Origin of the sequence: Collinsella aerofaciens (genome assembly GCF_002736145.1) — a bacterium.
Lineage (GTDB): Bacteria > Actinomycetota > Coriobacteriia > Coriobacteriales > Coriobacteriaceae > Collinsella > Collinsella aerofaciens_A.
Window position 1 is genome coordinate 1,761,785 of sequence record NZ_CP024160.1, and the last position, 16,488, is coordinate 1,778,272.

Consider the following 16,488-nt stretch of genomic DNA (forward strand, 5'->3'; position numbering starts at 1 on the left):
ATCGCTGGGCGGGCCGCATACGCGTGCCGTTTGTATATGGATAGAAGATAGGGGAACTACATGCGCGTAGACAATCTGAGGAACATCGCCATCATCGCCCACGTCGACCACGGCAAGACGACGATGGTCGACAAGCTCCTGCGTGCCACGGACGCCTTCCGTGCCAACCAGCAGGTCGAGGACCGCGTCCTGGACTCTAACGACCAGGAGCGCGAGCGCGGCATTACGATTCTCGCCAAGAACATCTCTATCGAGTACAAGGACGTCAAGATCAACGTCATCGACACCCCGGGCCACGCCGACTTTGGCGGCGAGGTCGAGCGCGTGCTGCGTATGGCCGACGGCGCCCTGCTGCTGGTTGACGCTTTTGAGGGCCCCATGCCCCAGACCCGCTTCGTGCTGCGTCACGCTATCGACACCGGCCTCAAGATCATGATCGTCATCAACAAGATCGATCGTCCGGGCGCCAACCCCGAGAAGGCCTACAACGACTGCCTGGACCTTATGGCCGACCTGGGTGCCACCGACGACCAGCTCGAGTTCGCCATGGAGCACGTGGTCTACGCCAGCGCCATGAATGGCTTTGCCCGTCTTGACCCCAACGACGGCAACATGGACATGTATCCGCTGCTCGATATGATCATCGACGACATGCCCGCTCCCGAGGTTGACGAGAACGCTCCGCTGGCCATGCAGTGCGTGACCATTGACCACTCCAACTTCGTTGGCCGCATCGGCATCGGTCGCGTGTACTCCGGCACCATCCACCAGGGCGACCAGATTCTGGTCGTCAAGAACGACGGCTCCAGCGCCACCGCTACCGTCAAGCAGCTCTTTACCTTCGACTACCTGGGCCGCACCGAATGCCAGGAAGTCGGCGCCGGCGACATCGCCGCCGTCGTGGGCATCGACCGCACCGATATCGGCGATGTCTACACCGATCCCGAGAACCCCGTTGAGCTCGAGCCCATCGAGATCGACCCGCCGACTCTGTCCATCGTCTTTGAGGCTTCGACCTCTCCGCTCGTCGGTCGCGACGGCGACATCGTGGGCGCCCGTCAGCTCAAGGAGCGCCTGTTCAACGAAGCCGAGAACAACGTGACCATGAAGATCGAGGAGCTCGAGGACAAGAGCGGCGTCGAGGTCTCGGGTCGCGGCATCCTGCACCTGTCCGTTCTGATGGAGTCCATGCGTCGCGAGGGCTTTGAGTTCCAGGTCGGTCGTCCCCGCGTTCTGTTTAAGAAGGACGAGAACGGCAACAAGATGGAGCCTGTCGAGCAGGCCGTCGTCGAGTGCCCGGACGAGTACTCGGGCAAGGTCGTCGAGGTCTTCGGTACCTCCGGCGGCATCATGACGAGCATGGATACCTCGGGCATCGTGACGCACCTCGAGTTTAAGATCCCGACCCGCGGCATCATGGGTCTTAAGAACCGCATCATGAATGTCACCCACGGCGAGGGCGTGTTCTACCACACCTTCCTGGAGTATGGTCCCTACGCCGGCGAGATCGGCAACCGTCAGAACGGCGCCATGATCTCCATGACCACCGAGAAGGCCGTTGCCTACGCTCTGGGTACGCTGCAGGAGCGCGGCCAGCTGTTTGTTGAGCCGGGCACCGAGTGCTACGAGGGCATGATCGTGGGCGAGCGTAGCAAGGCTGGCGACATGGTCGTCAACATCGCTCGCACCAAGAACCTGGGCAACCAGCGTTCCTCGACCTCCGATATCTCCGTCCAGCTGGTGCCGCCTCGCACCTTCTCGCTGGAGGAGGCGCTGGAGTACATCGCCGACGACGAGCTGGTCGAGATCACCCCCAAGAACATTCGCCTGCGCAAGCGTCTGCTCAACGCCACCGACCGCAAGAAGGCTGCCGTCCGCGCCGGCCAGGTCAACAAATAAGCGCTGAGCTTTATAGCGACTAACAAGAAAGGGCGTCGACCGCAATGGTCGACGCCCTTTTTGGTGCAAGGGGACAGGTTGCTTTGCACCACCATAAAGGTGCCTGTCCCCTTTATGGTGGTTGGCGGCTAAGCGGTGGGGAGTTCTGGCGTGTTAGCCGGCTGCTGCGGCTTGAGGTGGGCGTTGCGCCAGATGATCTGGATAACGTAGCCGAGCATAAAGACAAAGGCCACGCCGCTGATGAAGCTGCCTACGAGGGGAAGCCCCGTGAGGGCGCCTGCGATTACGCCACCAACGGCTGCCATGGCGTAGCGGTTCTGGCTGTGTCCGACCATGCGCGCGATTGCGCACCCTGCAAAGGCACTCGATACCAGCGCGATGCCAATAACACCGCACATGAGGGCTCCGGCAAGCGACAGACCAGCGATAGAGATAATTAGCAGTAGGACGGCGGGGACGATAGCGACCGTGCCCAGAAGACCGCTCACCCACAGGGGCATGGGGCGCTGGTGGAGCATACCGGCGGCGCTGGCAGTCGCGCGCGGAAAGACGAGCTCGAGCAGTAGAGCGACAAAGCAGGTCGAGAGTGCCGCGGCGACGATACCGCCGATGACATCGTTAACGGTGGAAGTATCCTCGTTCTCGGTGCGGTCGATCTTGAGCGCGCCGACCTCGGCTCCCGCGGCGCGCTCGGGGTCCTCGGAAACATGGGCGTTCACGGTGCCGGTGATGTGGGCGTTCTTGCCCAGGATGAGCTTATCGGCCCAAACCTCGACATCGCCCTCGACGGTGCCATCGATAGTCACCGTATCGCCCGCAAGCGCTGCCGACTTGGTAGAGCCGCGCAGGGCAACCGTCTCGCCTATCGCATAGAAACAGTTGGCGGTGCTGTCGGAATTGAGCACGACATGCTGGCCGGCAACGGTCACGCTGCCATCAACCGTAGTCTTGGCAATGTCGATGGTGCGCGCCGCCAAGCGGACGGCGCCGCCCACCGTGCAGTCGCGGATGGAGAGGCTCTCGCCTGCTGCAATTATGTCGCGGCCGATGGGCGCATCGTCCAAGTTGAGGGCCTGACCTGCCCAGTACAGGTCACCTTCGACGCCGGACGAATTGGCGTCATTGTCGGTCGCAAGTACGTTGCCTGCGGTGTCTGTGCCGGCAAACGACGCCGTGGGAAGTGCGGTGACCGCTAGGGCGACGAGCGCGAATAGGATCGTGATGCGGACCCACGCTTTACGGCGCTGGGTCGACGGGAATTGATTACAGGGCATAGTGAATCCTTCGTCAGATGCTCGACATACACCTAACAGGGTACCCAACGCGTGGGCGCTCTAAAAGAACCTCTCGGTTGCATTTCGAAGGGTCGTGCCGTGCTGTTTACTTTTTGCGGTGCAAGAAGCGCGCGATGTCTTCCTCGGTGGGGCTTTTGATGTCAAAGCGCAGCGAGAGCCAGCGCAGACCCATGGTCACGACGACGCATACGACCAGCGCGGCGACATTGCTCATGATGCCGCTCATAACGAGACACACATAGCTTGTCGATCCGGCGATGGCGGCGATGGCATAAAAGTTAGTACGTTGGAAAATGCCCGGAACCACGCCCATAAAGCCGTCGCGCAGCATGCCGCCGCCCACCGCGGTGAAAAAGCCCATCATGATGCACACCGCCGGCGCAAAGCCGTAGACCAGCGCCTTGTCTGCTCCAGTGGCGGCGTAGATACCGACCGAGATGATGTCGAGCAGGGGAATGAGTTTTTCGGGTTTGTCGACGATTGCCGGGAAAATATAGATGATGGCTGCCGTGGCAATGGAAAGCGGCAGCGCCATTGGCTGGTTGAGGATGTAGACGTTGCCCACCTGCAGCGTCATGTCGCGTAAAAGACCGCCGCCCAAGCCACAGACCACGGCGAGCGCAACTGCACCCACCAGGTCGAGTTTGTGCTCGCGCGCGACCAACACGCCCGAGATTGAAGCCGCGACGACGGCGAACATTTCGAGCCAAAACGGGATGGCGACCATGGCATCCGTGGCGTGTGAGGTAACGGTCATAGCGGCGACGACGGGCAAGATGGGGTCCTTTGGATTACGGATTTGGACAATGCCCGTACATAGTACATGTTCGGCGCCGATTGCGACCCTATTGCTCGGCAAACGGTCGGGACTGGATGCGGGCGTAGGTTCCATGTTTGGGGATCTGGGTTGATGCTGAACGCGATGGGGGCGTGGTTGAATAGGAGGGATGTCTAAATTTTGAGCAGCGCTCAAAATTTATCCGGTCGGCTTACGCCGACCGCGCTGCGCTAAAAACGCGCCACGGGCGCGTTTTCTTTACGCTTTGCGCCCTGGCGGGTTCGAATCCCTCCTCCTTCGCCGTATTTGTTTGTAAGGGACTCAAAACAAAAAAGCTCCCGTTGTTGGGAGCTTTCTCAACCAAAATGGCGGAGGAGGAGGGATTCGAACCCTCGTGACCTTATACAGGCCAAACGGTTTTCGAGACCGCCGCATTCAACCACTCTGCCACCCCTCCGCGTGGGGTAAAAACAAAGCAGGCTCGAAGGCCTGCTTTGGAATTAACTGGCGGAGAGTCAGGGATTTGAACCCTGGAGACGCTTTTGACGCCTACACGATTTCCAATCGTGCTCCTTCGGCCACTCGGACAACTCTCCGTTAAATGCGAAAGTCAGTATACACGAGGAATCGCAAAGTGCAAACAGAAAAGTTGGCATTTTTTAAAACGCTTGGCCGCGCTTGGCGCTGCAGTGGGGTTTGAGGTGCCAAAAAACGGCTTCCGACCAGCGTGGTTGATCAACTCAATTGTTCAAAAAGGGTATTCATAAGCGACTTGGCAATGAATTTAAAAATCTTTGGGTGGTGCTGTGGGCCACTGGTATGCATTTTGCGACCACAGTCTTGTGCCCGTTGACCTGCGGCTTGGCTCAGCTTGTCCCCACGGCACCGTATCTTGTCAACAGATCCGTCAAGCTTTTGGTCAGCATTTGGTTGGAATGCGCATGAAACGTCGTGTGAGTATGGGCATATGTGGAGGTCATGAGGTTGTAGCTGCATATTCTTGCAGCCTAGGAGGTTGAAAGATATTATTACCAAGTCTTTTCCTGCTTCAGGCGCACCTTCACGACCTGAAGCCACATTTGCCCAGAGGAGGTGACAATATGAAGGCTTATGAACTGCTGTTCTTTGTTGACCCGTCGCTCGACCCCGAGACTCGTCTCGCTGTTATGAAGCGTATCGATACCACGATCGCCGAGGGCGCTGGCAAGGTCGACTCCGTTGACGAGTGGGGCAAGCGCAAGCTCGCCTACGAGATCAACGACCTCACCGATGGTGACTACACCCTCATCAACTTCCACGCAGATCCTACCCAGATCGCCGAGCTTGATCGCGTCCTGCGCATCACCGACGCTGTGGTCCGCCACATGATCGTCCGTCGCGACGACCAGGAGTAAGACTGTCGTTTTGGACTGGGCTTGTGCCCCAAGAGGAAGTAGTGAGTTATGAGCATCAATCGAGTGAACATCACCGGTAACCTCACCCGCGATCCCGAGCTGCGCGCCACCGCCGGCGGAACCCAGGTTCTGTCCTTTGGCGTCGCCGTGAACGATCGTCGCCGCAACGCGCAGACTGGCGAGTGGGAGGACTATCCCAACTTTGTCGACTGCACCATGTTCGGCACCCGCGCCGAGGCCGTGAGCCGTTTCCTGGCAAAGGGAAACAAGGTCGCGATCGAGGGCAAGCTGCGCTACAGCTCTTGGGAGCGCGACGGCCAGCGCAGGAGCAAGCTCGAGGTCATCGTCGATGAGATCGAGTTTATGAGCTCCCGTGGTGGCCAGGGTGGCTACGATCAGGGCGGTTACGCCCCCGCAGCTCCCGCGCCCGCAGCACGTCCTGCCGCACCGGTGGCTACGCCGCCCGCGGTCGACGTCTACGATGAGGACATCCCGTTCTAAGGGTTGTTCACCTATTTTTGAGTGAGAGGCGGCTTCGGTTCGCCGAAGTTGCCAAATGAAAGGTATTTTGACATGGCTAATGATTTTTCTGCACGTCAGCCGCGTCGTAAGTACTGCCAGTTCTGCAAGGAGAACACTGAGTTCATCGACTATAAGGACACTCAGCTTCTCCGTAAGTACATGACCGACCGTGGCAAGATCAAGCCCCGTCGCGTCACTGGCGCTTGCACGCAGCATCAGCATGACATCGCCAACGCCATCAAGCGCGCCCGCGAGATGGCTCTCCTGCCGTACACCGTCCCCGTGGTTTCCTCTCGTGGCAACCGCGACCGCGGCTAAGAAGGGAGACGCATCATGAAGGTTATTCTTCTCGATGAGATCAAGGGCAAGGGCGGCGAGGGTGACGTCGTAGAGGTCGCTCAGGGTTACGCTGAGAACTTCCTGTTCCCCAAGAAGCTCGCTGTTGCCGCCACCAAGGGCAACCTCAAGCAGCTTGACGAGCGTCGCAACAACATCGCCAAGCGCGAGGCCGTCCGTCTGGCTACCGCCAACGAGACCAAGGCTGCCTTCGAGGGCAAGACGGTCACCGTTGACGTCAAGGTCGGCGACGAGGGCATCCTCTTTGGCTCCGTTACCGCCGCTATGATCGCTGACGCCATCAAGGCTCAGCTCGGTATGGACATCGACCGCAAGCGCGTCGAGCTCGGTAAGCCCATCAAGGTTGCCGGTGCCCACACCGTTGCCATCTCGCTGTACCGCGAGATCAAGGCCGAGGTTGTCGTTCTCGTCGGCGTTACCGCCGAGGAGCTCGCTGCCGAGGCTGAGGTCGAGGAGGCCGCTGAGGTCGCCGAGGCCGAGACCGCCGAGGTCGAGACTGAGGCTGCTGCCGAGTAGCATTTGCTGCAACGCAACAATCTTGTTCTAAGAAGGGCGCTCTGGGAAACCAGGGCGCCCTTTTGTTTTTTGCGCTGAGTGAGTGTCATGGTGAACGTTGCGTCGAAGTCCTATATACAGGACCGTTCATCCGTTTGGTTCGGTGATGATTGGCGGCGCGCGGCGCGTTTGGGGACCGTGGCTGATACTATGGATGCTCGCAAGCGATATGAATGAGGATGCTCATGGCATATGACGATAGGGAGACCGGGCTGACGGTTGAGGACCGCGGCTCCAAGTTGGGTCTTCCCCAAAACCAAGATGCAGAGGCCAATGTACTGGCCGCTATGCTGCTATCGCCCGAGGTGGTCGAAGAGGCCCAGGTCGAGCTGCAGCCCGATGACTTCTACCGGCCCATTCATAAGACCATCTATACCGCGATGGTCGATATGTACAACAGCCGCATTCCCATCGACTCCATCTCGCTGATCGATTACCTGCGAAGCATCAACAAGCTCGATGCCGTGGGCGGCGAGGCCTACATTTTGGAGTTGATGGGTCAGACCCTGTCGCTCGTCAACTGGCAGCACCATGCCGCTATCGTTCGCCGCGATTCGATGCTGCGTGAGCTGATCGGCGCCACCAACGAGATCAACGCGCTGGCCTATAACGCTCCCACCGATACCAAAGAGGTCGTGGAGCTGGCCGAGAGCAAGTTGCTCAAGGTCACGGCGCGCGAGGTCAAGTCGAGCTACAAGACGCTGACCGAGTTTATGGTCGAAGCCTATAACGAGGCCGAGGAAGTGTGCCAGGCCGGTGGACAGGCCGCGGGCGTGCCCACGGGTTTCCCGTCGCTCGACCGCATGCTCATGGGTTTTCGCGAGGGTCAGCTCATCATCATCGGCGCCCGCCCTGCTGTTGGTAAGACGTCGTTCGCCCTGAATCTGGCGCTCAACGCTGCCGCTGCCGGTTATACCGTCGGCTTCTTCTCTCTGGAGATGTCGGGCAAGGAAATTGCCCAGCGTCTGATTTGCGCCTACGCCATGATCTCGATCAGTGACTTCCGCATGGGCCGCATTAGCCCCGAGCAATGGGCCAATATCAACGAGGCCACGCAGACCTTGTCTAAGCTCGATATTCTGATTGACGATACGCCCGGCACCACAGTGACCGAGATTCGCGCCAAGAGCCGCCGCATGCTCCACAACAAGGAGAAGGCCATCATCATCCTGGACTACCTGCAGCTGGTGAGTCCTCCGCCGGGACGCCGCTCCGAGAGCCGTACCGTCGAGGTCTCCGAGATGTCGCGTGGTCTGAAGATCATGGCCAAGGAGCTCAAGATCCCGCTCATCGCGCTGTCGCAGCTCTCGCGTCAGGTCGAATCCCGTACCGGCAAGCGCCCGCAGCTTTCCGACCTTCGTGAATCGGGCTCCATCGAGCAGGACGCCGATATCGTTATGTTCTTGGACCGCTCCGCCGACGAGGCCGAAGCCTCGCGCGAGGATCGACCCGACGAGGGCGTTACGCGTATCGTCGTGGCCAAGAACCGTTCGGGCCCGATCGGCGACGTCGACCTGATGTTCCTGCCGGCATCCACCAAGTTCTATGAGCTTGATGGGGCACATGCCGAGGAGTAGGACAGGCGCCCGTTGCACGGGTATACTGGGAATGTTTTGTGCTTCTGCGTGCCGGCGTGGCGCGTAGACAGTCCATGAATGTAAGGAGTAAACATGCCGTCAACCGTTTTGGTCGGTGCCCAGTGGGGCGATGAGGGCAAGGGTAAGATTTGCGACCTGGTCGCCGGCGACTTCGATGCCGTCGTGCGCTACTCGGGCGGCAACAACGCCGGTCACACCATCGTCGTCAACGGCAAGAAGTACGGCCTGCACCAGGTGCCCTCCGGCATCATGTATTCCGACCACGTGTCGGTGATCGGTAACGGCTGCGTCGTCAACCCCAAGGTTGTCCTTGAGGAGATCGACATGTTCGAGGCCGACGGCATCACCACCAAGAACCTCAAGATTAGCGGCAATGCGCATGCCATCATGCCGTACCACATCGATCTGGATGGCGCCTTTGAGCAGAAGCTCGGCAAGAAGAACATCGGTACCACCAAGCGCGGTATCGGTCCGTGCTATCAGGACAAGATGGCCCGCATTGGTCTGCGCATGCAGGACATGCTGGACGAGGCACTGTTCCGCGACAAGCTGGAGACCGCTCTCGCCCGCGTGAACCCTGAGCTCGAGCTCATCTACAACCTGCCCACCTACACCGTGGACCAGATTTGCGACGAGTACCTGCCGATGGCCGAGCGCCTGCGCCCCTACATCACCGAGACGAGCCTGCTGCTCAACAACATGATCGACGAGGGTAAGGACCTGCTGTTTGAGGGCGCCCAGGCGACGCTGCTCGACATCGACCACGGCACCTATCCGTACGTGACGTCTTCCAACTGCACCGCCGGCGGCGCCATCACCGGCTCCGGCGTGGGCATGAAGAATGTCGACCGCGTGCTGGGCGTCATGAAGGCCTATATCACCCGCGTCGGTTCGGGCCCCATGCCCACCGAGCTTTCCTATGAGTCCGAGGCCGGCCACACGCTGACCGAGGAGGGTTATGAGTACGGCGTGACCACCGGTCGCCGTCGTCGCTGCGGCTGGTTCGACGGCCCCATCGCCAACTACGCCTCGCGCGTCAACGGCCTCACCGATATCGCCCTGACCAAGCTCGACGTGCTTTCGGCTTTCGACACCATCAAGGTGTGCGTGGCCTACGACGTCGATGGCGAGCGCTACACCAGCGTGCCCGAGCATCAGGTGCGCTTTGAGCATGCCAAGCCCATCTACGAGGAACTCCCCGGCTGGAAGTGCGACATTACCGGTTGCCGCAGCTTTGATGAGCTGCCGCAGGAGGCTCAGGACTACGTGGCGTTTATCGAGGATCTGGCACACACCCGCGTGACGTTTATTGGCGTTGGCGCTGGTCGCGAGCAGGTCATCAACCGATTCTGGAAGTAATCGGGACTATTTGGTTATTGCGATATACCCCTTTGCAGCCCGGACGGGCGGCCGAGGGGTATATTTGCTTGCAAAGGGCTCGCGCGGAGCGGGCCATTCATCCATAGAGGAGGCACCCTTGAAGGCGGACACTCAAACCATCGACATCCTGTTGTTGGGCAGCGGCGGCCGTGAGCATGCTTTGGCAGCTAAGCTCGCAGCATCACCGCGCGCCGGCAAGCTCTACATCGCGCCGGGCAACGGCGGCACCGCGAGCTGTGGCGAGAACGTTGTTCTCGACGACTGCGATCCTGCGGCCGTGGCGGCGTTTGCACAGAGCCACGGATGCGGACTCGTGGTAATTGGCCCCGAGGCTCCGCTCGTGGCGGGCGTGGCCGACGCCGTGCGCGCGGCGGGTATTCCCTGCTTTGGCCCGGGTGCCGAGGGCGCCCAGATGGAGGGCTCCAAGCTGTTCTCCAAGCAGCTCATGGAGCGTGCGGGCATTCCGACGGCAGCCTATGGTTCATTTACCGACGAGGCTTCGGCTCTCGCCTATGTGCGCGAGCAGGGCGCCCCGCTGGTCGTGAAGGCCGACGGCCTTGCCGCGGGCAAGGGCGTTATCGTGGCGACCGAACTTGAGCAGGCCGAGGAGGCCGTGCGCGAGTGCTTTGGCGGCACCTTTGGCGATGCCGGCAACACCGTGGTTATCGAGGAGATGCTGACCGGCCCCGAGTGCTCGCTTTTGGCCTTTACCGACGGCAAGACCGTGCGCCCCATGGCCACCTCGCAGGACCACAAGCGCGCCCTCGAGGGCGACAAGGGCCCCAACACCGGCGGCATGGGCGTCTACAGCCCGGTGCCCATCGTGACCGACGAGGAGCACGCCACCATGGTGAAGGTCATGGAGCAGACCGTTGCCGAGCTCGCTGCCGAGGGCATCGACTACCGCGGCTGCCTGTACGGCGGCTTTATGCTCACGCCCGCCGGCCCCAAGGTGCTGGAGTTCAATGCCCGCTTTGGCGACCCCGAGACGCAGGTCGTGCTGCCGCGCCTTAAGAACGACCTGGTCGAGGTCATGCTCGCCTGCGCCAACTGCGAGCTCGATCAGATTGAGCTTGACTGGCGTGACGAGTGGGCCGTGGCCGTTGTCCTGACGAGTGCGGGCTATCCCGGCAGCTACGAGAAGGGCAAGGTCATCACCGGTATCGCCGATGCCGAGGCCATGGAGAACGTGACCGTGTACCACGCGGGCACTGCCGTGGTGGACGGCCAGCTCGTGACCAATGGTGGCCGCGTGCTTGCCGTGACCGCTCTGGGCGACACGTTCGAGAGCGCTCGCAACCTTGCCTACGAGGCCTGCGAGAAGATTGATTTTGAGGGTAAGACCCTGCGCCACGACATTGGCCTGCGTGCGCTGCGCGGCCGCGACGCCTGGGATGCCTAAAATCCGAGAGGAATGAGACGGATGGACGAGAAGAACGAAGAGCTCGTGGATGCGCAGATCGTCGAAGAGGACAGCCGCATGTATGGGCACGCCGAGGGCGAGCCTGGTGGCGAGGTCGCTGACGAGCCGGCGCTGGTGCTGGGCGACGACGACCCGCACGATGCCGAGCTGCACGAGAAGATTCTTTCGGAGGAGTGCGCCTGGAAGGGCAAGATCCTCGACGTCCACCGTCTTGAGGTTGAGCTGCCCAACGGTCGCCGCAGCGCCCGCGATATTGTTCGCCATCCGGGTGCGGCGGCCGTTGTGGCACTGACCGAGAGCGGCAAGATCGTACTGGTGCGTCAGTACCGCACCGCCATCGACCGCGTGACGGTCGAGATTCCCGCCGGCAAGCTCGATCCAGGCGAGGACCCGCTCGATTGCGCCAAGCGCGAGCTGCATGAGGAGACGGGCTTTAGGGCTGGTCGCATTCGCTTTTTGACGTCGATTGTCACGTCCTGCGGTTTTTGCGACGAGATCATTCACATCTACTTGGCTACCAAGCTCGAGTTTGATGCGCCCAACCCCGATGATGACGAATTCGTCAACGTTGACTTGGTGCCACTGCACGAGCTGATCGACGCCGTGCTCGACGGCAAGATCGAAGACGCCAAGACCGTCGTAGGCGCCTTGGCCTGCGATAGCATCGCGCATCGCCTTGGGGGTGCGGAGCTTTAACGAGCGGGGATGATCCCGCAGGTTTGTGTAAGTCAGCGAAAGTGCTCCATTTGGGACAAGGTGGCCCAAAAGAGGAGGGAAGCGTATGGATATACGCGACCGACGATTGAAGGCCAGGTTGTCCAAATGGAGCACTTACAGCGTCGAGACGAAACGCGGTTTGGTAAAACCGCGTAAGGTGATTATGCTGAAGAGGTTTCTTTCTTACTACAGGCCCCAGATGGGGCTTTTTGTTGCTGATACTGTTTGTGCTCTGGTGCTTGCCGCCATTGACCTTGCGTTTCCTATTATTCTGCGCAATTTGACCGGTGGGCTGTTTACCCAGGGTCAGGCTGCCATCATGCAGGCGCTCGGTATGATCGCGGTGGGTTTGGTGCTGATGTATGTCATCCGTTGCGCCTGTCGCTACTTTGTGAGCTACTGGGGCCACGTGATGGGCGCGCGCATGGAGTCCAAGATGCGCGAGGACCTGTTTGACCAGTACGAGCGCTTTAGCTTTGCGTACTTCGACCGTAACAGCTCGGGCGACATGATGAGCCGCGTGGTCAACGACCTGTTCGATATCTGCGAGGCGGCGCATCACGTGCCCGAGTGGATCATCATCTGCGGCATCGAGATTATCGGCTCGTTTGTGATTCTCTTTACCATCGCCCCGGTGCTGGCGCTTGCCATGGCTGCGGTGACAGCAGCGTTTTCGGTCATCATGTTTTGGCAGAACATGCGCATGCGCGAGGTCTTTAGCGACAATCGCAAAAAAATCAGCGGCATCAATGCACAGCTGCAGGATTCGCTGGCGGGCATGCGCGTGGTCAAGAGCTTTGCCAATGAGGAGACCGAGCGTGCCAAGTTCCGTGCCTCTAACGACCGCTACCTTTCGTCCAAGGAGAACATGTATCACGCCATGGGCGTCTATACTGCGACGTATGGCCTGCTCTCGGGTGTGCTCTATGTGATCGTGGTGCTGCTGGGCGGCTGGCTGGTCGCCCAGGGACAGCTGCAGGCGGTCGATATGGCGACCTTTGCACTCTATATTTCGCTGTTCTGCACGCCGCTTGAGACGCTCGTCAATTCGGCCGAAACGTATCAGAAGGCTATCGCCGGCTTTAAGCGTATGGACGAGGTGCTCTCGACCGCGCCGGATATCCAGGACAAGCCGGGCGCCACGGATCTGCAGGTGACTGCCGGCGCCGTGGAGTATCACGACGTGTGCTTTAACTACGAGGATGTTGAGCTGGGCGAGGGCGATGCCGATGAGCGTCCCGTTATCGACCATATGGACCTGTCCATCAAGCCCGGGCAGACCATCGCTTTGGTTGGCCCTTCGGGCGGTGGCAAGTCCACGACCTGTTCGCTGCTGCCGCGCTTTTATGACGTGGCTGCCGGATCCATTAGCATTGACGGCCAAGACGTGCGCGATGTGACGCAGCAGAGCCTGCGCCGTGCCATCGGCCTGGTGCAGCAGGATGTCTATCTGTTTGACGGTACGATTGGCGAGAACATCGCCTATGGCAAGCCGGGCGCTACGGCGGAAGAGATCGCCGAGGCCGCCCGTCGCGCCAACATCGATGCCTTTATCGAGTCGCTTCCACAGGGCTATGACACGGTCGTGGGCGAGCGCGGCAGCCGTCTTTCGGGCGGACAGAAGCAGCGCGTTGCCATCGCGCGTGTGTTTCTCAAGAACCCCAAGATCCTGATTTTGGACGAGGCGACGAGTGCTTTGGATAACGAGAGCGAGGAGGCGGTGCAGGAGTCGCTCGAAGAGCTGGCACGCGGCCGCACCACGATCATCATCGCCCACCGTCTTTCGACCATTAAGCATGCCGACGAGATTGCGACCGTTGAGCATGGTCGCGTTGTGGAGCGTGGCACGCACGAGGAGCTTCTCGCCCGTGGCGGCACCTATGCCCGTTACTATCGAATGCAGTTCGAAGGTGCGCGTGCGCACGAGCTCGACTGATTGATATGACAGGAAGTTTATGGCTGACAAGAACCCTTTGACTCCGGAAGAAGTGACGGAGTTATTCTCCGAAATCGATGCATCCGGTGTCTTGGATCCCACGCTTGCCAAAAAGCGCACCGAGCGCATGCGCGAGAAGGAGGCGGCGGCCAAGCGCGGTGACAAAGCGGCGCTGGTGCAGCTGCGCAGCGAGGACCGCGCGAGCCAGGCAAAACATATCGACCCGCTGTCCGAGGACGATCCTTCGGGCTCGCAGGTGAGCCATACCATTACGAAGACTGCCATGGCCGTGGTTATCGGCATCTTGGTGCTGATCGTGGGCATGCAGATTGGCTACGGCGTGATGCGTCGCCTGAACACCGCCAACCTGTCCGAGAGCGTTTCGGTCGATACTGTTTCGACGGCGCTGAAGGGCGGCCTTGAGTGGGGCAACGGCTTTACGCAGTTTCCACTCGACTTTACCGTCGATGAAGCCGATGAGCGTACGGGCACGGTCGAGGTGACGGTGTTGGACACATCGTCTGCCAACGAGCTCGAGCTGCTGTCCAACGGGCAGATTCAGGCCGCGGCGCTTGCGACCAACGCGTTGCTCAACGATAAGATTGACCGCGTGGTGTATAACGTTCACGCCTATATCGACGAGGATAGCAATATTCAGCACGATTCCTTCTTTGGCATGTTCCCCGCGCGGGGCCACCAGAGCGCCATCCTGACGTTCGTGTGGACCAAGAGCTCATCCAATGCCACGAATATCGACTGGAAGATGCGCATCGTGAGTATGGATGACACCATCGCCGAGCGCATTCAGAAGCAGGTGAACTCGGTGTCGTCGTTGATTGAGGACCCGGTGGTGAGCCAGACCAAGATTGACGAGGAAAAGGCCGAGCGTGACCTGGAGCATCGTCTGCATGGCCGTGAGATTTTCCGCGGCGGCAAGCCCGACCGAACGCCGTCCGATCTGCTGGAACAGGACAAGAAAAAGTAAGAGGCCATCATCCCGCGTGAGCCACAAGCCTACGCGGGATGATTTTTCTGGGACGGGGATTAGAAAATCATTATGCATAGAAAGTCATAATTATCATTTCGTAAACATTTCGATGAAATTAACGCCATGAGGCATGCTTGCGGTTACAATACCGCGAGGCCTAACTACACACCTTTAAGCCGGTCCTGTGAGACCGGGAAGGAGAATTATGGCGAACAACCATACCGCGGGCGCTGCCGCCCGCACCTTCGCGCCCAGCGAGCTTTGCCAGCGTATGCTGGCCAAAACCAGCAAGGGCACCTGCGGTCCCTGCATCCTGTATCTTGAGGATGGGACCATTTTTTATGGACGTGCATGCGGCGCCGAGGGCACCGCGACCGGCGAAGTCTGCTTCAACACCTCGCTCGAGGGCTACTTTGAGGTCATGACCGACCCGAGTTATGCCGGCCAAATCGTAACCATGACCTATCCGCAGATCGGCAACTACGGTATCGACGAGACCGACGTCCAGTCGGCCTTCCCCGGCGACGACGTGCGCCCTACGAGCGCTCCGGCTATGCGCGGCATGATCGTTCGCGACATGTGCGCCACGCCTTCTAACTGGCGCTCGGCCGTCAGCGTGCCGGAGTACCTGCGCGCTCACGGCATCGTCGCTATCGAGGGTGTCGACACCCGCGCTCTGGTGCGCCATCTGCGCGACAATGGTTCCAAGATGGGCATTATCTCGACCGAGATCTTCGACGTCGACGAGCTTGCCGAGCGTCTGGCAGCAGCGCCCACGCTGGTAGGCGAGAACCTGGTGAAGACCGTAAGTTGCCCCGCGCCTCACGAGTTTGTGGCCGCCGACCTGCCTGCCACGCATGACTTTGCACTTGCGGTTGCCGCTCCTGCCCGTCACAAAGTGGTCGCCTACGACTGCGGCGTCAAGCGCGGCATTCTGGAGGGCCTCGTCCGCGCCGGCTGCGACCTTACCGTCGTGCCGTGGGATACGCCCGCCCAGCAGGTGCTCGACATGAATCCCGACGGCGTCTTTTTGTCCAACGGCCCCGGCGATCCCGATGCCGTGGTAGAGACCTATGAGCAGGTGCAGCAGCTGATCGGCAAGGTGCCGGTCTTTGGCATTTGCCTTGGTCACCAGATGATCAGCCTGGCCTGCGGAGCCCAAATGGAAAAGCTTAAATTCGGTCACCGTGGCGGTAACCAGCCGGTTATGAATCTGGTGAGCCGTCGCGTGGAGATCACCGCGCAAAACCACGGCTTTGGCCTGCTGTTCCCCAGTCTGGGCAAACTGATTCCGGAGCTTTCCGGCGGCGAAACCGAGCATGCGGCCGATGGTGACCTGCGCGCCTGGGTGCGTCGCGGCATCGCGCCGGTCGTGATGAACGAGCGCTTTGGTCGCATTCGCCTGACACATGTGAACCTCAACGACGGCACCGCCGAGGGCATCCAGCTGCTCGACGCCCCGTGTTTCTCGGTCCAGTACCACCCCGAGGCTTCGCCTGGCCCCACCGATGCCCACTATCTCTTTACCGCCTTTACGCGACTCATGGACGGCGAGGAGAACTACCTGGACATCGACACCGCGAAGGACCGCCTCGCCGGCTGGAATTTCGCCGAGTCCGAGAACGCTGCGACCGAGGAGAACTAAC

The 16,488-nt window shown here is 60.3% G+C and carries 14 protein-coding genes and 2 tRNA genes; 12 read left to right on the forward strand and 4 right to left on the reverse strand.

What is annotated here, in order from left to right:
- The first annotated feature begins 60 nt into the window (after nt 1–60).
- Nucleotides 61–1,899 (forward strand): translational GTPase TypA, encoded by a 1,839-nt coding sequence (gene typA / locus CSV91_RS07690; protein WP_006235837.1) that lies wholly within the window; start codon nt 61–63, stop codon nt 1,897–1,899.
- Nucleotides 1,900–2,027: 128 nt separating this feature from the next.
- On the opposite strand, the gene CSV91_RS07695 is transcribed toward typA, so the two are convergent.
- The 4 genes from CSV91_RS07695 to CSV91_RS07710 all read right to left on the reverse strand — a co-directional run bounded on the left by CSV91_RS07695 (nt 2,028) and on the right by CSV91_RS07710 (nt 4,568).
- On the reverse strand, nt 2,028–3,173 hold the full coding sequence (locus CSV91_RS07695) for a bactofilin family protein (RefSeq protein WP_099432415.1): 1,146 nt from the start codon (nt 3,171–3,173) through the stop codon (nt 2,028–2,030).
- A gap of 106 nt (nt 3,174–3,279) precedes the next feature.
- Nucleotides 3,280–3,969 carry a trimeric intracellular cation channel family protein gene (locus CSV91_RS07700; RefSeq protein ID WP_229057814.1) on the reverse strand — a complete coding sequence of 230 codons (690 nt, stop codon included), beginning with the start codon at nt 3,967–3,969 and terminating at the stop codon, nt 3,280–3,282.
- 369 nt (nt 3,970–4,338) lie between these two features.
- Nucleotides 4,339–4,429: transfer RNA gene (locus CSV91_RS07705), tRNA-Ser, on the reverse strand.
- Between the two features lie 48 nt (nt 4,430–4,477).
- Nucleotides 4,478–4,568 (reverse strand) — tRNA-Ser (locus CSV91_RS07710).
- A gap of 504 nt (nt 4,569–5,072) precedes the next feature.
- Here CSV91_RS07710 and rpsF point away from each other — a divergent pair.
- From rpsF to carA, 11 genes are all read left to right on the forward strand, one after another.
- Complete coding sequence (rpsF, locus tag CSV91_RS07715) at nt 5,073–5,366, forward strand: 30S ribosomal protein S6 (protein WP_006235831.1); 294 nt, start codon at nt 5,073–5,075, stop codon at nt 5,364–5,366.
- A 48-nt stretch (nt 5,367–5,414) separates the two neighbouring features.
- Nucleotides 5,415–5,867 (forward strand): single-stranded DNA-binding protein, encoded by a 453-nt coding sequence (locus CSV91_RS07720; RefSeq protein ID WP_006235830.1) that lies wholly within the window; start codon nt 5,415–5,417, stop codon nt 5,865–5,867.
- A 72-nt stretch (nt 5,868–5,939) separates the two neighbouring features.
- Complete coding sequence (gene rpsR / locus CSV91_RS07725) at nt 5,940–6,206, forward strand: 30S ribosomal protein S18 (RefSeq protein ID WP_006235829.1); 267 nt, start codon at nt 5,940–5,942, stop codon at nt 6,204–6,206.
- 15 nt (nt 6,207–6,221) lie between these two features.
- Nucleotides 6,222–6,761 (forward strand): 50S ribosomal protein L9, encoded by a 540-nt coding sequence (gene rplI, locus CSV91_RS07730; RefSeq protein WP_022094073.1) that lies wholly within the window; start codon nt 6,222–6,224, stop codon nt 6,759–6,761.
- 218 nt (nt 6,762–6,979) lie between these two features.
- A complete protein-coding gene (gene dnaB / locus CSV91_RS07735; protein ID WP_099432827.1) occupies nt 6,980–8,377 on the forward strand; it encodes a replicative DNA helicase in 1,398 nt (465 codons plus the stop codon).
- 93 nt (nt 8,378–8,470) lie between these two features.
- Complete coding sequence (locus CSV91_RS07740; protein ID WP_099432416.1) at nt 8,471–9,757, forward strand: adenylosuccinate synthase; 1,287 nt, start codon at nt 8,471–8,473, stop codon at nt 9,755–9,757.
- 118 nt (nt 9,758–9,875) lie between these two features.
- Complete coding sequence (gene purD / locus CSV91_RS07745; RefSeq protein WP_099432417.1) at nt 9,876–11,180, forward strand: phosphoribosylamine--glycine ligase; 1,305 nt, start codon at nt 9,876–9,878, stop codon at nt 11,178–11,180.
- Between the two features lie 21 nt (nt 11,181–11,201).
- Nucleotides 11,202–11,897 (forward strand): NUDIX domain-containing protein, encoded by a 696-nt coding sequence (locus CSV91_RS07750; protein WP_172622467.1) that lies wholly within the window; start codon nt 11,202–11,204, stop codon nt 11,895–11,897.
- Nucleotides 11,898–12,081: 184 nt separating this feature from the next.
- Nucleotides 12,082–13,854 (forward strand): ABC transporter ATP-binding protein, encoded by a 1,773-nt coding sequence (locus CSV91_RS07755; RefSeq protein WP_099432418.1) that lies wholly within the window; start codon nt 12,082–12,084, stop codon nt 13,852–13,854.
- A 19-nt stretch (nt 13,855–13,873) separates the two neighbouring features.
- Nucleotides 13,874–14,839 (forward strand): hypothetical protein, encoded by a 966-nt coding sequence (locus CSV91_RS07760; RefSeq protein WP_099432419.1) that lies wholly within the window; start codon nt 13,874–13,876, stop codon nt 14,837–14,839.
- A gap of 208 nt (nt 14,840–15,047) precedes the next feature.
- The gene (gene carA / locus CSV91_RS07765) at nt 15,048–16,487 is read left to right on the forward strand and encodes a glutamine-hydrolyzing carbamoyl-phosphate synthase small subunit (protein ID WP_099432420.1); all 1,440 of its coding nucleotides are present in this window, start codon (nt 15,048–15,050) and stop codon (nt 16,485–16,487) included.
- Nucleotide 16,488: the final 1 nt, after the last annotated feature.